The sequence below is a fragment of the Oceanobacillus sp. FSL W7-1281 genome, from assembly GCF_037969835.1.
Lineage (GTDB): Bacteria > Bacillota > Bacilli > Bacillales > Amphibacillaceae > Oceanobacillus > Oceanobacillus oncorhynchi.
Window position 1 is genome coordinate 4,334,835 of record NZ_CP150214.1, and the last position, 21,881, is coordinate 4,356,715.

At 39.8% G+C, this 21,881-nt stretch carries 24 protein-coding genes; 11 read left to right on the forward strand and 13 right to left on the reverse strand.

Annotation, left to right across the window (positions count from 1 at the left end):
- The first annotated feature begins 49 nt into the window (after positions 1–49).
- From hemQ to MKX55_RS21025, 4 genes are all read left to right on the forward strand, one after another.
- Complete coding sequence (gene hemQ, locus MKX55_RS21010; RefSeq protein WP_339234732.1) at positions 50–799, forward strand: hydrogen peroxide-dependent heme synthase; 750 nt, start codon at positions 50–52, stop codon at positions 797–799.
- 128 nt (positions 800–927) lie between these two features.
- Complete coding sequence (locus MKX55_RS21015; protein ID WP_339234735.1) at positions 928–1,353, forward strand: cell wall hydrolase; 426 nt, start codon at positions 928–930, stop codon at positions 1,351–1,353.
- Positions 1,354–1,421: 68 nt separating this feature from the next.
- Complete coding sequence (gerQ, locus tag MKX55_RS21020) at positions 1,422–1,856, forward strand: spore coat protein GerQ (protein WP_339180459.1); 435 nt, start codon at positions 1,422–1,424, stop codon at positions 1,854–1,856.
- Positions 1,857–1,944: 88 nt separating this feature from the next.
- Positions 1,945–2,196, forward strand: a complete 252-nt coding sequence (locus MKX55_RS21025) for a hypothetical protein (protein ID WP_339180462.1) — start codon at positions 1,945–1,947, stop codon at positions 2,194–2,196.
- Between the two features lie 44 nt (positions 2,197–2,240).
- Here MKX55_RS21025 and MKX55_RS21030 read toward each other — a convergent pair whose 3' ends face one another.
- The 6 genes from MKX55_RS21030 to MKX55_RS21055 all read right to left on the reverse strand — a co-directional run bounded on the left by MKX55_RS21030 (position 2,241) and on the right by MKX55_RS21055 (position 4,949).
- Positions 2,241–2,612: a DUF423 domain-containing protein gene (locus tag MKX55_RS21030; protein WP_339180464.1), complete on the reverse strand. Its 372-nt coding sequence runs from the start codon at positions 2,610–2,612 to the stop codon at positions 2,241–2,243.
- 50 nt (positions 2,613–2,662) lie between these two features.
- A complete protein-coding gene (locus tag MKX55_RS21035; protein ID WP_339180467.1) occupies positions 2,663–2,980 on the reverse strand; it encodes a YwdI family protein in 318 nt (105 codons plus the stop codon).
- Between the two features lie 125 nt (positions 2,981–3,105).
- Complete coding sequence (locus MKX55_RS21040) at positions 3,106–3,261, reverse strand: hypothetical protein (protein WP_339234738.1); 156 nt, start codon at positions 3,259–3,261, stop codon at positions 3,106–3,108.
- A 224-nt stretch (positions 3,262–3,485) separates the two neighbouring features.
- Positions 3,486–4,079 carry a lysophospholipid acyltransferase family protein gene (locus MKX55_RS21045; RefSeq protein ID WP_339234741.1) on the reverse strand — a complete coding sequence of 198 codons (594 nt, stop codon included), beginning with the start codon at positions 4,077–4,079 and terminating at the stop codon, positions 3,486–3,488.
- Positions 4,080–4,192: 113 nt separating this feature from the next.
- Positions 4,193–4,528 carry a CHY zinc finger protein gene (locus MKX55_RS21050; RefSeq protein ID WP_339180474.1) on the reverse strand — a complete coding sequence of 112 codons (336 nt, stop codon included), beginning with the start codon at positions 4,526–4,528 and terminating at the stop codon, positions 4,193–4,195.
- A gap of 82 nt (positions 4,529–4,610) precedes the next feature.
- Entirely contained in the window at positions 4,611–4,949 is a 339-nt protein-coding gene (locus tag MKX55_RS21055; protein WP_339234742.1) for a hypothetical protein, read from the reverse strand.
- A gap of 335 nt (positions 4,950–5,284) precedes the next feature.
- Here MKX55_RS21055 and MKX55_RS21060 point away from each other — a divergent pair, with 335 nt between their 5' ends.
- Positions 5,285–6,628 (forward strand): YjiH family protein, encoded by a 1,344-nt coding sequence (locus MKX55_RS21060; RefSeq protein ID WP_339180478.1) that lies wholly within the window; start codon positions 5,285–5,287, stop codon positions 6,626–6,628.
- Positions 6,629–6,688: 60 nt separating this feature from the next.
- Here the strand turns inward: MKX55_RS21060 and MKX55_RS21065 are convergent, their stop codons facing one another.
- From MKX55_RS21065 to MKX55_RS21075, 3 genes are all read right to left on the reverse strand, one after another.
- A complete protein-coding gene (locus tag MKX55_RS21065; protein WP_339234744.1) occupies positions 6,689–7,699 on the reverse strand; it encodes an acyltransferase family protein in 1,011 nt (336 codons plus the stop codon).
- A gap of 245 nt (positions 7,700–7,944) precedes the next feature.
- Positions 7,945–8,394 (reverse strand): OsmC family protein, encoded by a 450-nt coding sequence (locus tag MKX55_RS21070; RefSeq protein ID WP_339234746.1) that lies wholly within the window; start codon positions 8,392–8,394, stop codon positions 7,945–7,947.
- Positions 8,395–8,545: 151 nt separating this feature from the next.
- A complete protein-coding gene (locus MKX55_RS21075; protein ID WP_339234747.1) occupies positions 8,546–9,367 on the reverse strand; it encodes a TerC family protein in 822 nt (273 codons plus the stop codon).
- 421 nt (positions 9,368–9,788) lie between these two features.
- Here MKX55_RS21075 and MKX55_RS21080 point away from each other — a divergent pair, with 421 nt between their 5' ends.
- Both MKX55_RS21080 and MKX55_RS21085 read left to right on the forward strand, forming a co-directional pair.
- A complete protein-coding gene (locus MKX55_RS21080; RefSeq protein ID WP_339180486.1) occupies positions 9,789–10,883 on the forward strand; it encodes an AI-2E family transporter in 1,095 nt (364 codons plus the stop codon).
- Between the two features lie 11 nt (positions 10,884–10,894).
- Positions 10,895–11,080, forward strand: a complete 186-nt coding sequence (locus MKX55_RS21085) for an SE1832 family protein (protein WP_339234749.1) — start codon at positions 10,895–10,897, stop codon at positions 11,078–11,080.
- Positions 11,081–11,159: 79 nt separating this feature from the next.
- Here MKX55_RS21085 and MKX55_RS21090 read toward each other — a convergent pair whose 3' ends face one another.
- The gene (locus MKX55_RS21090) at positions 11,160–12,986 is read right to left on the reverse strand and encodes a sodium:proton antiporter (protein ID WP_339234751.1); all 1,827 of its coding nucleotides are present in this window, start codon (positions 12,984–12,986) and stop codon (positions 11,160–11,162) included.
- 339 nt (positions 12,987–13,325) lie between these two features.
- Between MKX55_RS21090 and recQ the strand changes: the two genes are divergently transcribed.
- The gene (recQ, locus tag MKX55_RS21095) at positions 13,326–15,488 is read left to right on the forward strand and encodes a DNA helicase RecQ (RefSeq protein WP_339234753.1); all 2,163 of its coding nucleotides are present in this window, start codon (positions 13,326–13,328) and stop codon (positions 15,486–15,488) included.
- A 69-nt stretch (positions 15,489–15,557) separates the two neighbouring features.
- Here the strand turns inward: recQ and MKX55_RS21100 are convergent, their stop codons facing one another.
- Positions 15,558–16,796 carry an aminopeptidase gene (locus tag MKX55_RS21100; protein WP_339234755.1) on the reverse strand — a complete coding sequence of 413 codons (1,239 nt, stop codon included), beginning with the start codon at positions 16,794–16,796 and terminating at the stop codon, positions 15,558–15,560.
- 226 nt (positions 16,797–17,022) lie between these two features.
- Here MKX55_RS21100 and MKX55_RS21105 point away from each other — a divergent pair, with 226 nt between their 5' ends.
- The 3 genes from MKX55_RS21105 to MKX55_RS21115 all read left to right on the forward strand — a co-directional run bounded on the left by MKX55_RS21105 (position 17,023) and on the right by MKX55_RS21115 (position 19,716).
- Entirely contained in the window at positions 17,023–17,355 is a 333-nt protein-coding gene (locus MKX55_RS21105) for a winged helix-turn-helix transcriptional regulator (RefSeq protein ID WP_339234757.1), read from the forward strand.
- Between the two features lie 440 nt (positions 17,356–17,795).
- The gene (locus tag MKX55_RS21110) at positions 17,796–18,278 is read left to right on the forward strand and encodes a PH domain-containing protein (protein WP_042529332.1); all 483 of its coding nucleotides are present in this window, start codon (positions 17,796–17,798) and stop codon (positions 18,276–18,278) included.
- Positions 18,268–19,716 carry a PH domain-containing protein gene (locus tag MKX55_RS21115; RefSeq protein WP_339234760.1) on the forward strand — a complete coding sequence of 483 codons (1,449 nt, stop codon included), beginning with the start codon at positions 18,268–18,270 and terminating at the stop codon, positions 19,714–19,716. The genes MKX55_RS21110 and MKX55_RS21115 overlap by 11 nt, the downstream gene beginning before the upstream one ends.
- Positions 19,717–19,781: 65 nt before the next feature.
- Here the strand turns inward: MKX55_RS21115 and MKX55_RS21120 are convergent, their stop codons facing one another.
- Both MKX55_RS21120 and cls read right to left on the reverse strand, forming a co-directional pair.
- Positions 19,782–20,297, reverse strand: a complete 516-nt coding sequence (locus tag MKX55_RS21120) for an acyl-CoA thioesterase (RefSeq protein ID WP_042529327.1) — start codon at positions 20,295–20,297, stop codon at positions 19,782–19,784.
- A gap of 29 nt (positions 20,298–20,326) precedes the next feature.
- On the reverse strand, positions 20,327–21,766 hold the full coding sequence (gene cls, locus MKX55_RS21125) for a cardiolipin synthase (RefSeq protein ID WP_042529325.1): 1,440 nt from the start codon (positions 21,764–21,766) through the stop codon (positions 20,327–20,329).
- Positions 21,767–21,881 lie beyond the last annotated feature (115 nt).

Consider the following 21,881-nt stretch of genomic DNA (forward strand, 5'->3'; position numbering starts at 1 on the left):
TAGTTAATAGTGATTCAGTATTTAATTTATATGAAGGAGTGTATGAACGATGGCAGAAGCAGTAGTAACTGTAGATGGCTGGTCCGCATTACATGATACTCGTCAATTTGATTGGACATCTTGGAAATCCATTTCAGAAGACGAAAGAAATAAAGCAATACAAGAGTTTGAAGAACTTATCAAACAATGGGAAACGGTAGAAGAAAATAAAGAAGGCAGTCATAGTATATTCAAAGTTGTCGGAAATAAAGCAGATCTGATGTTTATTTTCTTACGTGAAACAATGGACGAGCTGGAAGAAATCAAAAGAGCTATCAATAAATCGGTATTAGGTGATTTCTTAATCCCTGCTTATTCTTATGTATCCATTATTGAAATGACAATGCATGATCCAATGAAAGCCGGTGAGGATCGCGAGCTTTCTCCATATGTTAAAGAGCGCTTAAGACCGATTATGCCGAAATGGGAGCATGCCTGCTTCTATCCAATGGCAAGACGCCGGGAGCCGGAAGCAAACTGGTTTGCCATTGAGAAAGAAGAACGCACCAAATTACTTTATGAACATGGTATGACCGGACGTAAATATGCCGGTAAAGTAAAAGAAATCATCACTGGCTCGATTGGACTGGATGAATGGGAGTGGGGCGTAACATTATTTGCTCATGACCCGCTGCAGTTTAAGAAAATCGTTTATGAAATGCGTTTTGATGAAGTAACAACAAAATATGCAGAGTTTGGCGATTTCATCATGGGTAATTACTTAGCACCAGATGAACTTTCCGATTATCTTGCATTATAATTTCATTTATTAAAAGAGGCTGAGATGGCCTCTTTTTTTTTGTGAAAAATAATCATGAAAATACACTCGCCTACATACATATCATTAATGAGCTTGCACCGAAGATTTTCGAGAAATGAGGTCGATCTATGGCTGTTATTGCTCATAATGAAGCAGATGTTGATTTACTTGCCCGGCTAATGCGTGCTGAGGCAGAGGGAGACGGCGACCTTGGCATGTTGATGGCAGGTAATACAGGGGTTAACTGTGTTCTTGTGGATTGTTTAGATTTCACGGATACCTGCACCATATCGAATAGGCTTTTTCAGAGTCCTGGAGGATTTGAAGCAACGCAGAAAGGATATTTTTATCAGCGGGCAAGAAAATCCGAAAAACGTCTTGCAAGAAGACCTCTACAAGGCGAGATGCAGCATCCTGCTTCCAATTCGCTTTGGTTCTTTATGCCTGAAGGATCCTGTCCTGACCAATGGTACGGTCAATGGAATACGGGAAGGTTTAAATCACATTGCTTTTATGCACCATCTGCAGAGGAGTGTCCAACTGTATTTCGGTAAGCAGAGATGGATAACTTTTTATATTGCATGTATAGCATGACGTTTTTATTTTGAAGGAGAGTGAATTTATGAGTGATCAAATGAATCCAAATCAGCCGGTGAATAATAACCAGGCTTACTACCCTAACCCATATTACTATTATCCTCAGGCAACAGGAAGTTTTTATCCGGCTTATTCCGTTCGACAGTATGCCCAGCCAAGCAATGGAACTGGCGGCGGGCAGTTAACCAACCAGCAATCTTTTATTGAGAATATTTTACGATTGAACCGTGGAAAATTAGGCACCTTTTACCTGACCTTTGAAGGACAGCAGCCAACGTCATTTCGAGGCTATATTGAGGAAGCCGGACGGGATCATATTTTAATTCGGGAGGAAGACTCCAACCGCCGTTTCTTATTATTAATGGTGTATCTCGATTATGTATTATTTGATGAGGAAATCAACTATTCTTACCCATATGGCGGCAATCAGGACCAATCACCCAACTACAATCCAAGATAATGAAAAGGAAACTGCAATATAAAGCGTAGACATTCGTGACGTCTACGCTTTATTTACCTTAAAATGTGTGTATTGCGAGGAGATTAAAATGAGACACCCTCTGGAAAAATTTATACGCATGGAAATGCTCGCAATGATCGGAGGCCTCTTTGCCGGGATTTTTGCCTGGATAACAGGATGGATGTTCTTTTTATTCCTTGCTTGTTATCTTTTTGTATTCAGCATGCTCAGTAATGTTTTCATTCTGCTGTATACACACAGAGCTTCGGATGCCATGAAACAGGTTATCCGGGCTGTTTTATTGTTTATATTTCTTACTTCTCTTTTCTTTTATATATAAAAAAACGTTTTAACCTTAAAATTCAAAGGCTAAAACGTATCTTTTCATACTAATTTCATCGCGCCTATCCCCAACAGAACCCAGCCTGCCAAAAAGGCCAATCCTCCGATTGGTGTAATCATCGCAAGCGCTTTGACCCCGGTTAAAGCATAGATATATAAACTTCCTGAAAATAAAATAATACCTGCTAAGAACAGCCAGCCGCTGGATGCAAAGAGGCTGCTTCCTTCAAATTTTCCTAAAAGAAGCGCAACTGCAACAATGGCTACGGTGTGGAACATTTGATAATCTACCGCTTTGCCCCAATTTGTTAAGGCTCTTTCGGACAGCCTTCCTTCCAAACCGTGTGCACCGAACGCTCCAAAAGCAACTGCCAGAAATCCAAGGATAGCTCCAATGATTAAAAATAACTTCATCTTTTCATCTCCTAATCATGACATATTATATAAAATGCATTTTCCATAACCTAAAAATCAAATATAGAATCTCCATTCGCATCTTCTTCTATCAGCTTATTCTTCTCCGGTACAGCCCCTTTGCCCGCAGGCTGCTTGCCGAGCATTGCCCTCATCTCTGCTTCTGAAATTTGCTCCTCTGTATCTTCTATACTTACTTGCTTCTGACTGGCAACACTGGAATCAGAGCTCCCTGAAAGAAACAGTTCACTTAACAGGTGGATATTTTCCATATGTTTTTTTACTTGACCTTCCTGATGGGCTTTGCTTTTGGCTTCTTCCAGCTCATGAATCATTTTATTGATTATTATTTCATTGCTTACAGCCATACAACCCCTCCTTTATCTACACTCATTACGAATTATAGCACAGAAATCCATTAGGTAAACTTCTCACCGTTCAAAACCTGAAAACATAAAAAAAGAGCTTCAGACGATAGCCGCCTCTCTGCTCTTTAACGTAATATACGATTTACGTTCAGCTTTCTTCCCGATATTTCCTCCACGGTATAGCGTTCATACATCCATTTCAAAAATATAACCTCAGATTCTTCTAATTCTCTTCCTAGCTGTATTGAAGTTTGATGATATAGATGAAAAAAGTTTTTCATTCTTGAAAACTCCCCCTATACTGCGCAGTCAAATATAGAAATATTATAGCATTGTCTATTTTTATCTTCAATAGGAGAATTTTTCAAGTTTTTATTTCTAGAGAAAACGCTTCATCTGCTTATTGCAGCAAATTTTAACAAGAAAAAATTCTTCTGACATATATCTTCATTCATTACGCTGAATATGTCAGAAGAAAATTCTTTCTTCGAGTGAAGCTATTGCTTTATTTTTCTTCTATTGTTGATTGCAATGCGTATAACTTTTCATTCATTATTTCCATCATCTGATCCATTGCCTCTTTTCGAGGGACATCCTCAGGCAAATAAATCGGATCGCCAAAGATAATTTTCGGCTTTTTAAACTTGAAAAGCTCTTTAAAATTATTTGGACCTGTGTAAGCAGCTGGAACAATCGGCGCCTTACTGTATGCGGCAATGGTGACAGCCCCTCTTTTTAACGGAACCTGATTCGTTGTTCTCGTGCCACTGGGAAAAATACCGATGACTTTTCCTTCTTTTAAAAGCTTGCGAGGCACTTTAATCGTGCTGGGTCCTGGATTATCCCGATCCACAGGAAATGCATTTAATTTTTTCATCAGCCATCTTAGAGGTCCGGATTGAAATAATTCCTTCTTCGCCATATAGTGGACTTTCGTCGGCAATAGACTGACTCCTAACCACAAAATATCGACCCAGCCTGTATGGGTACATGCAATAATATACCCGTCTGATTGCGGGAGTTTTTCTTTTTGAAATACCTTTACACGTCCAAATAAACTCAATATAACTTTTAATAGATATGCAGCAAAATAATACATGCGTCTCTTCCTTTTTTCATATTTAGTACCTGGTGCTTATATATGATACTAATAGAAATAGCGTAAAATTACAATATGTTTATGATAATTAAATGATGTCAACGACGGATAGGCTATTGTCTTTTACAATCCGCTGTATAATCAAAGTATAAATGATAATGATGTTGGCAGCCTTCGTTAAAGGCAGCTTCACAACGGAGGCACTTGTCCGTATTTAAATACTGTTTAATCGTATGTTCTGTTTTACAAACACCGCACAAAATCGCCGGCGTATCGAATTCATCTTTCCCCCATACAGCTGCTTTGTGATCTTCACATTCTTCGTGGCACTGAAAGCACGGATAATACTTCTGGCAGCATTTAAATTTAATGGCAATAATATCTTTTAGCGTATGATAATGCCTGCATCTTGTTTGATTATCAACCACTGGTCCATGAACTGTCGGCATATTCTATCCTCCCCGCTTCCGTGCTTATGCAGTAAAAAAGCAGGACACTTTCACCCTTTCGAAAGCATCCTGCCCTTAAACATTAATTCTGCTCTTCTTCTGTGTCAGCTTCTTCCTCCAGGGAAACGCCCAGCTTGTCTTCAAGCACAATGATTCTGGCGCGCAGCTCATCGATGTCATCTGTTGTTGCCAGTCCGGTTTCTCTAGCCAAGTCTTTCTTCTTTTCTCTGCTTCTTTCATCCCATTCATCTTTTTTGGTGCTGCCTTTTTCAATAAAATTATCTAAAACAGTTCTTGCCTGCTCTTGTGTTAACTCATTTTTTTCCACTAATTCTTTCACTTTTTGTTCAAATTTCTCTTTCCCGCTTACTGCAGCACCCAGCCCCAGTAAAAATCCTTTACGTAAATAATCGCTCATCATTTATACCTCCTATTGTATGCTGTTATGATGATTCCTTAAAACTGGATGAAGCTTGCTTTTTCAACCTGCCATCCTTACAATACGTGAAACAGGAATGTTCTATACATCTTTTGGGTACATATAATAAAATAAACTTTCTTACTACCTATTATATAAAACATTTTACTGTCACGTAAATGATTTTGGCGCCAAATTTCCCTAATATACTTTTATATTCCCTTTATTTACTATCTTTAATCATTATCTAGCCATACCCTATTGAATAAAATTACGTTTGATTGTATAATCATACAGTTGCAATTTTTAGTTTCTATTATTATTTAGGAGGAAAATAAATGAAGTCCTATTCCTTTAGCCAGATCATTAAATTCATTATTCCGTCTTTATTAGGTTTATTCCTATTCTTATATCCATTACCGACAGAGGAAGGGTTTACCATACCTATTGCCTTTTTAGCCGGTACACTGCAGGATATACTTGAAAGCAATCTGTCTCTTATTATGATGATTGTTATTATCGTCACTGCTGGATTCACTGTCTTTGCTAAACTAGCCGGTGAATCAACTTTCAGCAAATCTCCTTTCCTGCATCAATTATTTTATACGACATGGTTCTGGACGATTACACGTCTATTAGCAGCCGTGTTTGCGATTATGGTTTATTTTCAAATTGGTCCGGAGTTTGTTTACAGCGAAGATACAGGCGGCATGCTGCTGGACAGCCTGCTGCATACCTTGTTTGTTACCTTTTTATTCGCCGGTCTCTTTTTACCTTTCCTTACTAATTTTGGATTGCTGGAGTTTTTCGGAGGCATCATGAGAAATATCATGCGGCCTTTATTCCGTCTCCCGGGCAGAGCTTCTGTCGACAGCTTAGCTTCCTGGGTCGGAGATGCAACTATCGGGGTACTGCTGACAAATAAACAGTATGAAGAAGGTTATTACACGAAGCGCGAAGCAGCTATTATCAGTACAACGTTTTCTGTTGTATCCATCACGTTCACCTTAGTTATTTTACAACAAGTTCATTTAGCGCATATGTTTTTGCCTTTTTACCTGACTATCCTGATTGCAGGAGGAGCTGCTGCTTTCATTATGCCGCGTATTCCGCCACTCTCTAAGATGCCAAATACCTATATCAGCGGCAAGGAAAGAACTGACGATGAAAAAATTCCTGCCTCTGATAATGTATTTACTCATGGGTTCAAAAATGCCGTCAAACGTGCAGAGAAAGAAACAAGCTTCCGAACCTTTTTTGTAGATGGCGGGAAAAATATTTTTGATATGTGGTTTGCTGTCACGCCTGTTGTAATGACATTTGGAACGCTCGCAGTGATTATTGCAGAATATACACCACTTTTCCAGTGGCTTGGAATGCCATTCGTTCCTATTTTAGAACTGATGCAGATTCCATTTGCCCAGGAAGCATCTGAAACTATTCTGATTGGTTTTGCAGATATGTTCCTGCCGGCCATTTTAATTACTGGCGTAGAGGCAGAAATAACACGATTCATTATTGCTGCCTTATCTGTGACACAGCTTATTTTCATGTCTGAAGTCGGCGGACTAATCCTGGGTACTAAAATTCCAGTATCCTTCCGTCACTTAGCAATTATCTTTTTAATGCGTACCGTGATTACACTGCCAATTATCACCATTATTGCGCATCTATTATTTTAAAATCAATAAAAAATGCGGAGTCCTTTCCCGGGAACTCCGCATTTTTTAATTTTACATTTTTTAAGAAGATGTTCCTTTGTGCCGGTGGTTAAATAATGATTTGACCTTGGCTAAGCGTCCCTCAATCAGCGGCTGGGAGATGGTCAAAATAGGCTTGCTGGACAGCGAAATGACAATCAGCGCTGACAAGCCGGCGATTCCGACGACATCAAACCAATGATGAACAGATAATAAATCAAATTCTCGCAGGAACTGAACAATGAAACCATGCAATAAGTAAACATATAATGTTCTTGTTCCAAGGATCGTTACCCACCCCAGGTTTCTTTTAGGAATCCAGGCTAATATACTAATTGTCATCACAGCTGCAATGGCATAAACAAATAACCGCACGAAGCCGCCGAAACTCTCCACACCTAAATTACTGTATGATTTTGAAGCAAGCAGCCACCCGGTATCGATAACCGGGAACACATAAATTAATAAGAACATACTTGCCATCACAGCAATTGAAGCGATCTTCACTTTGCGATGCTTCACCAGCATCATTTGGTCGACGGTTAACCAGTAACCAATCAAGAAGAATGGAAAAAACACAAATGTTCTGGATAAGCTGAACGAATGCCCAATTTCTCCAAAATAACCGACAACGATACCTATAAATATGGATAAAGTAATACTCCAGCCAGCAGGTATCTTTTTAAATAACACAAGCAGAATATGCCAGCTGAATAAGCTAAATAAGAACCACAATGACCATTGCGGATAGAAAACTCCAGTCTGCCAATCTGCTTTTCCTATAAAGAAATAATAAACCGTATATAATGTTTGAAAGATAAAATATGGAACAATTAACTTTTTCGTTAGATTCCATATATATTTCTTATTTCCCGAGCCTTTTGCAAAGAAACCGGCTAATAAAATGAACGCCGGCATATGGAAGGTATATATCCATATATAAATTGCTTCTGTCGACTGTGAATCGCTGATAAAAGGCTGAATCATATGACCAAAAACAACGAGAAAAATCAAAAACACTTTCGCATTATCAAAAAATGCATTTCGTTCCATAGACCATCCCTCTATTTCGTACACCATTTTAAAGTTGTATATTCTACTTTACCCGCTTTTATTTAAAAAATCTCCCCAAAAAGGGAATTTTTATCGTTTTGTAATCTATTTGTTAGGGACTCGAAAAAATGTAACATGAAACAAAACTTTATGGAGCCGGGCTTTTATTTCACCCCCCAGTAAAAAGTCATATGATAACAATTTGAGCTGAAGTTCTCCTTGTCTCATATGACCTTGATACTTTTTTACTTTTCTATCTGAACTGTTGGCTCCAGTCCTAATTGAACGTTTCCTTTTATTGCTCTTGAAATCATGCATGATTTTTCTGCTTTTTCAATGAGTTTATTGGTTAAGCGTATTTGCTGCTCTGTCGCCTCTTTTTTTAGGGTAATCTGGGGACGGTGGATGATTTTTTCGTAGGTGAAAATGCCATTTGTTACGTCTACCATCCCCTCAGAAGTTATGCTCATGGTATTAACGGGAACTTCCGCACGTTCAAGCATAGCTGCCAATGAAATAATATAGCATGTCGCAGCCGCTCCAAGCAGCATTTCGTCTGGATTGGTACCAATACCGGGCCCATCCATTTCTGGCGGGATGGAGATTTTCGTTTGTAAGTTCCCGGCCCCGATATACCCTTCGCTGTTACGGCCGCCTTGCCATTTCCCTTCTAGATGAAAGTGATGCAATGTCATCCGGATCACTCCTTGTTTTTTCTTTTCTTTCAATTATGACGCACAGGAAGAATTTTTACAAAAAATAGAATTTTAAAATTTGCTGATTAAAAAAGTCGTGCTGTTCCTATTACAGGGCAGCACGACTTTTCCTCACAGTACGTGATTACATTTATCTGGACTGTTCTTTATTTCTTTTTAATTTCGGACTAGATGCAAACCAGCCTGCTAATGCGATTCCTACAAGAATAATATAGAAGGAAGCTTTCCATAATGTAGAGTGCGGAAAGTGCTCTGGAATCACAGCTAAATCTGGATTGGCTAATACAATAACAGCCAGTTTCACTCCTACCCAGCCCACAATCAGAAAGGCGGCAATTTCCAATGTTGGCCGTTTGTGCAAGAGACCTACAAAAATATTGGCAGCGAATCGCATAATAATCAAACCAATCATACCGCCGGCAAATACAACAGCAAATTGGCCGGTATCCAGACTTCCAACATGTCCAAAACCAGTTGGAGGCAATGCTACCGCTAAGGCAACAGCTGCTAAAATGGAATCTACAGCAAATGCTAAATCTGCAAACTCTACCTTCACCACGGTCATCCAAAATTCCTTTTTAGATGCTTGCTCTGGTTCTTGATTTCCTGTCACACCAGCTTTTCCGCCCTTTTCTCCCGATGCATCGGGCGTCTGGGGCTCTTTCTTCTTAAACCTGTCGTACAAATTCTTTCCTGATATAAATAAAAGATAAGCAGCACCTAACGCTTGTACAATCCAGAAATCGACCAGGAATGAGATAACAAATAAAGACGCAAAACGCATCACAAATGCCCCGGCTAATCCATAAAATAATGCTCTCTTCCTTTGTTTTTCAGGAAGGTGTCTTACCATGATGGCCAGTACAAGCGCATTATCAGCTGCTAATAAGCCTTCTAATGCAACTAATACAAGCAAGACCCATAAATACTCCAGCAGTAGTTCTGTTCCCATGATGTATTCTCCTCTTCTACATGTGTTTTGCAGAAAAGGCCATAAAAATAGACCTTTACCTGCAATCGGTAAAGGTCTCGCTAACAACTTTTCTGGTTGCCACATAAAGCCGGAGATGATTATCTCGTAATGACGACTTTACGTGTACAGCTACTCCCCTTTAGGAAATAAATGTTCACAAAGATTTTTAAATATGACGTTTCCAGACAGCAAAAATATTTCATGCATGTCCTTTGTCAGCCATTTATTAAGTATACTTTATTAAAACCTTTTTTATGACCTTTGTCAATATCTTTTACAATAACTTCATATTTATCCCTTGGAAATCTTCTTAAATCCCTCGCAGATGTTTATAGCTTTCTGAATTCGGTTAATGTAAAATAATATATAGCATAACTTGGAAAGAAAGTAGTGTGATTCAATGACACAGAAACGCTGGTTTCAATTTTTTATCTTTTTCATTTGTTTGTTTACATTAATTTTTCTCATCTCTATAACACATTTTATCTTTACACCTGTTCTGCAATTAATCGGTGCTGTAGCTCTTCCGATTATCGGTGCAGGTATTCTTTATTACTTGACCCGGCCGTTGATGAATTTGCTGGTAAAATATAAAATACCGCGGATTTTATCTATTATTATCGTATTTCTTGTTATTATCGGGGTTGTTACGCTATTCATTGTATTTATCTGGCCGATTGCCCGTGATCAGTTTGATAATTTAATGGACAGTATTCCTGGAATGGTTAATACGGTCGAGAGTTGGATTGAGTATTGGCAGGAGAATATTGCTTTAGTCCCTGATCAGGTAATTGATGCCATCAATAATTTTGCCAATGATATTCCCGGACATATTGAGAGTGTATTGAATAATGTCTTTGGCTTTTTAGGAAGCTTTATCGGCCAATTGGTAAGCATCATTGCCGGCATAATCCTGGTGCCTTTCTTCCTTTTCTTCATGTTGAAGGATGGAGAGAAGCTTGTACCTTTTATCCTGCAATTTTTCAGCAAGAAAAAAGCAGATAACCTGCATGGCCTATTAAGTAAAATCGATAATGTATTGTCCTCGTTTATCCAAGGACAGTTATTAGTAAGTTTTGCAGTAGGTGTCCTTTTGTTAATCGGCTACTTGATTATCGGTTTAGAATATGCCGTCGTACTTGCCTTATTCGGTATGATGATGAATGTCATCCCGTTTTTGGGACCTTATATCGCTGTTGTTCCAGCTATCCTGGTTGCGGGGTTCCAGGATCCAATGAATATCATCTGGATAGCCATTATTATGTTTGTTGCACAGCAGCTGGAAAGTGTCTTTATTTCTCCTAATGTGATGGGGCAGGCACTTAACCTGCATCCGCTGACTGTTATCACAGTTATCCTGGCGGCAGGAAGTATTGCTGGATTTTTAGGAATTTTATTCGCTATCCCTGTGTATGCAGTAATCCGGACAATTGTAATCCACTTTTATCAAACCTTTGTGGAATCGAGAAGAAATAAAGACGATGCATTGATTTAGGAGGGGTTTTCTTGACAACAAAAGCAGAACTGCAACAGAAATTAGACGAATTAAAGTCTGATTACATTCGTATCCAAGGGGATTTAGACAAGTTAGAATTCGTCAAAGGACGTGTCTCCTCTGCCGAAGAGCAATTGGTCCGTTTAGAAGGAGAAATTGCTGAGGTAAGAAAAGAATTGGAACAATATAACGGCTGAATCCCCTATGGTTTATGCCGGTTACACTACGATAAAAAAACTGACTCGCACATGAGTCAGTTTTTTTATTAGCTTTCTGCTATGCTTTAACAGTAGTTTTTTCTGTTTCCTTCCCTTTCGTTAAGCTGACAATCTTATCTCCAGATGCAGGTACGGTACGCATTTCTTCAGAGAAAAACTTCAGCTGTCCGGATGGTTTGATCAAGAACAAATACACCGTCTCCGGGTCTTTTGTCTGTTTGTAGTGTTCAAACGTGAATTTATCGGTGAGTGTTGTCTGCCGCACAGTAAAGCCATTTTCCGCTTTATCGATTAAATCCTCCAGAGAGAATTTTTTATCAAATAAAATACGGCCGCCAACCTGTGAAACCATACCTGTTGAGTATCCATTATCCTTGAATGTTGTGTACGGACTCACTTTAAACACGTTAGTTCTTCCGTATTCCGGAAGAAACGTTGTACAGAGGAGCGAGTTATACGATTTATCATGCGTCAGCGTTAATAAATACTCATATGGAATTGTATCGAGATGATGCTCTGTCTGTTCGGACAGCATACTCCCATGATAAAATTGCAGGCCTTCTTTTCTTGCCAGAGAAAGATTTTCCCATGAAGAATCTACAATGATAGACGGATAATTTGCTTCTTTTAATGATTTAGCCAATTGAATCGTAAATGCATTGCTTCCGACTATAAGCGCTCCCGGGTTCCCTTTATTCGACAGATTGAGCTTTTTAGAAAGCCAGCCGATAGAAAATCCATGCGCAATAACCGTAAAGATAACCAGCGCAAAGGTTAATGCCGTCAGGATAGATGCATCCTCATAGCCAGCTTCTGTTAACACCCCGGCAAAATATCCAGAAACCGTTAGTGCAACAATTCCCCGCGGTGCAATCCAGCCAATCAGCACTTTTTCATTAAGACTGAGCCCTGTTCCAATAGTTGACAAGAAAATAGATAAGGGACGGACAGCAAACATCATCAATAATACGTAGCCAATAATATGAGGGTTAAAAATCTGCATAATCGTTGCCACATCCAAAGAGGCTGTCAGCATAATAAAAATGGTTGAAATCAGCAGTACAGAAATATTTTCTTTAAAATGGCGCATATCCGATACAGAGCGAATCCCCATATTTGCCAGAGTAATTCCCATCGCAGTGACAGATAAAAGTCCTGTCTCATGCATAACGACATCCGCAATGGTAAAACAGAATAAGACAACGACGACAACTGTCGGAGATTTCAGGAATTCAGGCACATGCCCCATTTCGAACATCCAGCCAAGTCCGCGTCCTAATATCCAGCCTAAGAAGACGGCAAATATCGAGCCTGCGAAGAATAATAAAATCTGACTGGCTTCGGGATTAGAAGCGGTGATAAATGTAATAATTTCAAAAGCAAAAACCGCAAGCAATGCTCCAATTGGATCAACAATAATCCCTTCCCACTTTAAAACCTTCGCCGGGCGTGCTTTCAGCTTCGCCTGACGTAAAAGCGGCATAATTACGGTCGGACCGGTCACAACAAACAAACCGCCAATCACAAAGGCCACCGCCCAGGATAATCCGGCAATATAATGAGCGGTCAGCGACCCTAAAATCCAGGCAATAAATGCGCCTACTGTAGATATCCGAAAGATTGGTTTTCCAATTCCGCGTAATTCTTTAAAGCTTAAATTTAAGCTTCCTTCAAATAATATAATTGCTACAGCAACAGAGATAAGCGGACTGTACAAGTCCCCAAAATCCTGTTCTGGGTTAATTAATCCGAAAACAGGGCCAATGATTAGTCCTGTAGCAGCCATCACAACGATAGCCGGCATACGAAAGCGCCATGCGACCCATTGGGAAGCGACACCTAATAAGCCAATCAACATTAATTCAAACAGCAAAGAAGGTACCATATATCCTCCTCCCTTTTCAAAAAGATATAGCATATTTTAAAGATGAAACAAGGAAATGTAAATTCATATGAAGTTGTCCATCGAAAAATTAACATTTCCTTATGTCATATTTGCTTTTTGATAGTATTTCCAGCTGTTATTTGCCCTTTTTCCTTACTTTACTTTCCGGACAAAACGTTCTACGATAGAAAGTAGAATAATGATGTAATTATCTAACATATACAAACTCGAAATAATAAACTCAAGCTATTCTTTCCTATATCAGCAATTCATGCTACAGCGGTTTTAATGGGGCGAATATTCGCAGCTTCAACCAACCTTAAAAAGGGAGATTTATTTATGGAAAAGCATTTAAATATTTTACAGAATTACTTTGGTTACTCCAGTTTTCGGCCTGGACAAGCTGAAGTTATTGATACGATCGACCAAGGTGAAAATGTCCTTGCTGTGATGCCGACCGGCGGCGGAAAATCACTCTGTTATCAAGTACCCGGGCTTGCGATGAATGGAACAGCAATTATCATTTCACCGCTTATTTCACTGATGAAAGACCAAGTCGACGGATTGCATGCCCTCGGGGCAGCAGCAACTTATATTAACAGCTCCATACCTGCAGGTGAGCAGTATCAGCGTTTAATAGCAATGCAGCAAAATCGCTATCAATTTGTTTATGTTGCTCCAGAGCGTTTTGAATCAGGGGCTTTTATTCAAGCCTTGCAGCAGACCAATATATCTCTGATTGCCTTTGATGAGGCGCACTGTATATCCCAGTGGGGCCATGATTTCCGCCCAAGCTACCGCTCTATCGTTCCTATTCTCCAGGAGATTGGCGGCAATCCAACGGTTATGGGGCTCACCGCGACAGCGACCCCTGAAGTAATTGAAGACATCCAAACCCTTTTACATATCGCTCCTGCAAATACAGTACATACTGGCTTTGAAAGAAAAAATCTTTCCTTTTTTATCGAAAAAGGGGTAAATAAAATAGATTATATTCTTTCCTATCTGAAAAAACATCAGGGAGAAGTCGGTATTATTTATGCAGCTACGCGAAAACAGGTCGAACATGTCTATGATGTCCTAAAAGGAAAAGGTTATGCTGTATCCAAGTACCACGGCGGATTGTCCGAGCAGGAACGGCAGGCTGCGCAAACGGCCTTTATTTTTGACCAGACAGAGTTGATGGTCGCCACCACCGCGTTTGGAATGGGGATTGATAAATCAAATGTCCGCTTTATTATCCATTATGCCATCCCGATGAATATGGAATCGTATTATCAGGAAGCCGGAAGAGCAGGACGTGACGGCGAGCCAAGCAACTGTGTCCTGCTTTTCTCTCCTCAAGATATCCATACTCAGAAATTTCTGATTGAGAAATCCGATTTGGATGAAGAAGGAACACAGCGGGAATATCAAAAATTAAATAAAATGGTGAACTATTGCCGTACACAAAACTGCTTATACAGTTACATTTTAAACTATTTTGAGATGGGGTCGGCCGCCTCTTCCGTTTCTTGCGGACGCTGCAGCAATTGCCTGAAGCAAGGAGAGTTAGAGGATATTACCGAAGAAGCACAAATGATTTTATCCTGTGTAAAGCGCATGCGTGAACGCTTTGGCGCTTCCATGACTGCAAAAGTATTAAAAGGTTCCAAGGATAAAAAACTGATTCAGTTTGGCTTATCGAAATTATCTACTTACGGCATCTTATCCAAATATACGGAGAAGGAAATTACAGAAAGAATTCACTTCTTAATCGCTGAAGAATGCTTATCCGCAGAGGAAGGGCAGTTTCCGGTTTTAAAACTAAACCGGAAGTCCATGGACATCCTGACTGGAAAAGAAAATGTTACCATGTTTATCCAGGATGTCCCTGCTGTAAGTGAAACAGATTACAGTGATGATCTCTTTGAGACACTGCGCCAGTTAAGAAGATCGATGTCGCAGGAGCTGGATTTACCTCCTTATGTGCTGTTTTCAGATATGACATTAAAAGAAATGGCCCGTTACCTTCCAGAAGATAAGGATGAATTCTTACGGTTAAAAGGAGTAGGGCAAAAGAAATATGAACTCTATGGAGAAGCCTTCCTGGAAGCTGTTGCCGAATGGAAAGAAAAAAATCCGGATTACAAAGCCCCTACTGCCATTCATTATCAAAAGGCTGCGAAAGTAAAAGATGCGGATGACCGGCCGTCCTATCAAATATCGTATGAGCTCCTGCAAAAAGGCAAAACGATTCGAGAAATTGCTTCCATCCGGGATTTAAAAGAGCTGACCATCGAATCACATATTTTTCAGGCTTTCCAAAAGGGATATACGCTGAATTGGAATCTATTCTTTAATACCGAGGAAGAAGGCAAAATCTTATCCAAGCACGAAGAAATTGATCCAACTGGATTGAAAGAGCTGAAAGAGGCTTTGCCGGAAGATTACACCTATCGCAAAATCAAAGCAGTTCTAGTAAAAAATGATAAGTTTATGGCGAAAGAAAAAAGCTCTTAAGCCATTAAAAAAGGCAGCAAGATTTTTTATCATATCTTGCTGTCTTTTTTTGATTACTATTTTGTTTAATTACTTAATGTCCAGCGCCCAAGTCCCGTTACGGAAAACCGGCTCCGATTTGCCATCTGCAGTAATTCCGTCAATGTCCATTTTATCTGATCCAATCATAAAATCGACATGGACCAGGCTGTCGTTCACGCCATGCTTGTCTAACTCTTCTAAGTCCATTGCAGCTCCGCCTTCGAGATTCGTTGGGTAAGCTTTCCCTAACGCAATATGGCAGGATGCATTTTCATCAAATAACGTATTGTAGAAAATAAGTCCGGATTGAGATATTGGAGATTCGTCCGGGACCAGCGCAATTTCTCCCAAACGGCGGGCTCCTTCATCCGAATCCAGTAAATGCTTCAAGACTTCTTCTCCCTGCTCCGCTTGAAAATCAACTACTTTTCCATCCTTAAAGGTTAAGGAGAAGTTATCAATTAAGCTTCCGCCATAGTTTAATGGTTTTGTGCTGGACACGGTTCCATTAATCCCATATTTATGCGGTACGGAGAAAACCTCTTCTGTCGGCATATTCGGGTTAAAGGTGACTCCCGTCTCTGCTACGGCCGATCCGCCTTTCCAAATATGTCCCTCCGGCAGCTCCATTTCTAAGTCTGTACCAGGCGCTTTAAAAATTAATTTTTGATAGCTTTTCTTATTTAACACTTCTCTGGCGGTTCTTAATGTTTCGTTATGCTTATCCCATGCTGCAACAGGATCCTCCTGATCAACACGGACAATTTTTAAAATAGCCTCCCAAAGGCTGGCAACCGCATCCTCTGCTGATTTATCAGGGAAGATTTTCTTCGCCCAATCCGTTGAAGGGATAGAAATAATCGTCCATGGGATCCGGTCATTCATCGTATATTTACGGAAATTCACCATTGCTTCAGCGGCAGCTTTAGTTGCTTTGGCCACACGGGATGGGTCAATATCCTTTAATAAATCCGGATTGGTGGAGCGAATATTTACAACGGCAGCGCCATCTTCTGCAAATGTATCATGCAGTTTCACTTTCCAATCCGGATAATCCGTAATTACTTCATCCGGTGCATTCTCATATTTTAACAAGGTAAGCTCATCATCCACCCAGTTAATATGGACATCCTTTGCTCCCATTTCATATGCTTTACGGGCCACAATCCGTGTAAATTCTGCTCCTTCAATCGGGGCATTGATCATAACGGCTTGTCCTTTTTGTAAATTAACCCCTTTTTTCAATGTTAATTCTGCATATTTTTCTTGTACCTGTGCCTGAACCATTTATGCATCCCTCCATATTTACAAATTTATTTTTCATTCTTATCATACCCTATTATTTCATATCCTTCTTCATATTCCTAAAGAAAACATGGAATTCGTTATCCCCTCCTTTCAGCTTTCATTTACTACCTCTCTTATTTATGATACCCTATCATTAGATTACTTTTCGTAACTAATGTATATATCACGCATTTTAGATACAAGATGGTTTTATGGGGGTGGAAAAATGAATCAATTATGTCCACGTTTTGAAAAAGCAATGATTTTATTAAGTACACGCTGGGTCGGTCTTATTTTATTTGAACTATTAAAAGGGGCAAAACGTTTTTCAGAGATGGAAGCAGATCTCCCAATCAGCGGCCGTTTACTATCGGATCGTTTGAAATTATTGGAAAAAGAAGGGATTGTCGAGCGTAATATCTATTCGGAATTTCCAGTTCGTATTGAATACACCTTATCAGAAAAAGGAAAAGCACTGGAGCCTGTTATTAAAGATATTCAGCGCTGGGCGGAAGATTATGTCTCAACAGATGATGCAGCAGATAACGAAGTGACGTAAACTTTTTTCTTAGATATAGAAGGTGAAGTGTAAAGCACCGCTGCGGCGGACCATTTTGCTTTCCGACGTACAAATGTTTTCGATGGGACGAGTAATCGCAGTCCCAGGACGTCGGAAAGCGGAGTGGTTGGTTGCAGGAGCTATGCACCATCATCAATTCCAAAAAGGCCGGATATTTCACCAAAATGCAAGCATGGTAATGAAGAACATATTCATTCTGGAATAGCAAGATATATGTGCTTATCCTTAAGTGTGAAAGTTAAGTTGTAAAAAATCCAAATGTATGATGAATCTCTGTCCTATACTTCCTAAAGTAATCTCTATGGATAGATGACGGTTCACTGATATATTTGGATTTTCTTAAGCTATTCTTAAATTTTTTCTAAACCTCCCCATCTGTTGTATGATAGAAGCAGTCAAAAAACAAGGAGTGGAAATGCATGCGGGAACAGCCTAATGTAAAAATTGCTACAGATGCTATCAAAGCATGGCAGCTTACAGCACATATATACGCACTCATCTTTTTACTGATAACCATTGGAGCAATTGTTGTGTATATTATTTTCGATTTTCTGCCGCTCTGGATTGTTTTCATCATTGCCGGTCTTACCGTGGCGGAATGGATCATTACTGCTTTGATTATTCCAAAATTAAGATGGCGCAGATGGCGTTATCAGGTCTACGATCAGGAGATTTACATACAACATGGGATTCTTATAGTAACGCGGACAATTGTACCAATGATTCGTGTCCAGCATGTCGATACACAGCAAGGGCCCGTCTTGAAAAAATATAAGCTGGCCACCCTGGAAATATCAACGGCAGCGACAACACATCAGATACCTGCTTTATTAGAAGAGGAAGCATATGATTTACGCGATCAAATTTCTGAATTAGCAAGGGTGGAGCAAGATGATGTCTAATCCGAAACGACTGCACCCCGCTGCAGTAATATTTAATATTATTCAATCATTGAAACAGTCTATCATTGGGCTTTTACCTATTGCTATTGTCATTATCAGAAACAGTAATACCTTTTATCTGATGATTGGTTTGCTTGTAATCATCGGATTAATTATTTTATTCAGCTTTTTATCATGGCTTCGTTTCACCTATCAATTAGAGGAAGACCAGTTACGTATCGAACGCGGAATTCTCATTCGTAAAAAACGCACGATTTCCAAGCATCGGATTCAGTCTATTGATTTATCACAGAATGTTATTCACCGCATCTTCGGGTTAACCAAAGTAGCCATTGAAACTGCAGGGAATGACTCCTCTACAGATGCCGCGCTGTCTGCGGTCCGTATGGAGGACGGGCGCATGCTGCATGATGAATTAAAATACAAGAAACACGTACTGGAAACCGAGGTATCAGATAACGAACAGCAGGAGCAGGATGAAGCTCACCTCCCTAAACGGACAATAACAATTCAAGCCCTGTTGATTACCGGCTCCACCTCAGCAAGCTTCGGCATTTTAATCGGGCTCTTCGGGGTTGCCTTTTCTCAGGTTGAAACTTTGATTCCAGACCAATTTTACGATGATGCGACACGCTGGCTTCTGTCTCTCGGCATGCAAATTATCATTATTTTAGCGATTATCGTTCTCATCTTTCTATGGTTATTAAGTATTCTATATACGGTGATTAAAGATTGGAATTTTACCATTACCCGTTATGAAAAAGAACTATTTATTACCAGAGGGTTATTAGAGAAAAAACAAACAACCATTCCATTAAAAAGAATACAGGCAGTGGGGATGAAGGAATCCCCTATTCATCAACTATTTGGCTTTGCCAGACCTTATGTTGAAATTGCAAGCGGAGAGATAAATAGCAGTCAGGAAGTAAATACGATTATTTTCCCGCTGCTCCGCAAGAAAGAATTTGTAGCTTTTCTAAGTGAATTTTTACCGGAGTATAGCTATCGTACGGAGAATCTGATTCATCCGCCGAAAAAAGCCTTACCTTATTATCTATGGCGGTCCATCAATCTTCCGTTATTAGCTGTTATCATTACAGGTATTTTCTTCGTATCCTATATCTGGATACCTGCAATTATTATGCTGGTCCTCGGGATAATGGGGTTTGCTGTATTCAAATCCATCGGCTATGCGATTGATGAACAGCAGATAACGATTCAGACACGAACAATCAGCAAGGATACTGCGATTATTCCGCATCGAAGGATCCAGGCCTTGCAGCAGAAACAGCATCTGCTTCACCGAAAGCAGTCCCTTGCAACGCTGGACATGGCTATTTTAAATAAAGGCGCAGGACGCCATTTTGTCATTAAAGAGCTGCGAACAGCGGATAGTTATTCAATTGCTGACTGGTATTCTTATCGGGAAAAAGTGTAATACAATATATAAAAAGCCGGTTAAAATCATATGTTGTGATTTTAACCGGCTTTTTACGATCTATCTTATTTTTCTGTTCCATAGACGGTTCCAAAGGTTTCTGCAAGCTGCTTAGATTGCTTTCTCCGCTCCGCACGGCGGTTGGCACGCAGCGGTGCACTTTCATGAAGCATCTTTTCATCGTCGGTTTCCGGATAAACGGATGGCACTTTAATCGGTTTGCCCGCTTCATCAATCGCTACAAACGTCATAAACGCTGTTGTACATGCTGTTCTTTCCCCGGTCCGGATATCTTCGGTGATTGCCCGGATAAATACCTCCATGGAGGTGTGATGTGTCCAGGTCACAAATGCTTCAATCGAAATATATTGGCCAACTTTTACAGGCGCTAAGAAATCTACAGAATCCGTAGAAGCTGTTACCACCGGGCTATTTGCATGCTTTACTGCTGCAATCGCACCGATATCATCAAGATGCGCCATTAATTTTCCGCCAAATAACGTATCATATTGATTCGTATCCGGCGGAAGGATATGTGTTGTTTTTAAAGCTAATGATGCGGAACAAGGTTTTGCTTTCATTTATATTGCCTCCTGCTGTCTAGTTTGTCTTATAAAACTGGTGATATTAAACGCGAGACGGATTCCTTAAAACGAATTCCGATAGAACGTTTGTCATATAACTTTTTCGTCATTTGTGTAGAATGCGCCAAATCTTTGTCGAAATCGACCATCAGCCGACGCACAACTTCAATATCATATAAAAATGCATTGACCTCAAAATTGAGCCGAAAGCTTCTTACATCAATATTTGCCGTACCGACAGAAGCTATTCTTCCATCGACAATAATGGTTTTAGCATGCAGAAATCCATTCTGGTAAATAAAAATCTCTGCACCGGCGCCAAGCAGATCCCCGCAATAATACATGGTTGCCCAATAAACAAAGGGATGGTCCGGTTTATTGGGAATCATAATTTTGACATCTACTCCGGATAGCACGGCAATACGCAGTGCATCACGCAAGCTTTCATCTGGTATAAAATAAGGTGTCTGAATATAGATATACTCTTCTGCTTCCATGATCATCTTAATATATCCGTTTTTGATTTGCTCATACTCCGAATCGGGTCCGCTGGAGACAATCTGCATCCCTATATTCCCTCCAGAGATGGTTTGAAAATGCTCTTCTTCGTAAGGAATTTTCTGCTTCGAGGCCTGATTCCAATCCAATACAAAGCGTGTCTGCATACTTTGCACTGCATCACCTATCACCCGCAAATGAGTATCACGCCAATAACCAAATTTGCTTTTCATTCCCAGGTATTCATCTCCAACATTAAAACCGCCAATGTATCCGATTTCTCCATCAATAATCGTGAGCTTGCGATGATTCCGGTAATTGATTTTAAAATTAATAATAAATTTCGATGGGAAAAATGCTTCTACCAGAACGCCCGCTTCTTTTAATTTTTTTATGTAGCTTTTCTTAAGTGACCTGGAGCCCATATCATCATACAAAAGCCGGACGCATACCCCCTCTTTTGCTTTTCTTATTAATGCATTCGCAAGCCTGCTCCCTAGCCCGTCACTCCGCATAATATAATATTGTACATGAATATGATGCTTTGCCCGATTGATATCTTCTAAAAGAGCCTCAAATTTTTCATGTCCATCTGTAAAAATATCTACGCCATTATTATCTGTATAAACAGCATTGTCATTACGGAGATGAAGATAGACTAAATCCTGATGTTTCTTTAAATCGTCATGATTTAACAGGAAAGCGTCATCCTCAATGGCATTGATTTGTTTTTGTACAGCCTTCTTCACATCCATCCGGCTCCGCTGATCCCATTTGAATATCCGGCGATTGCTGATGGGCCGTCCAAAAATTAAATAAAGAATAAATCCTAAAATAGGGATGAACAGCAATACCATTACCCATGCCCAGGAAGAGGTCGGATCCTTCCTTTCCAGAAAAATAATGGATATAGCTAACGCAATATTTATAACAAAAATTAATCCAATTATGATTGAGTAAACGCCCATATATCCTGCTCCCATCACTTCTTTTCCAATAAAAAAGGGAATTCTGCTCTTATCATAGCACAAAACGAAACTTCATTCAGCGTGAAAGGGTTCATGAAGTTTCGTTTTACCCATA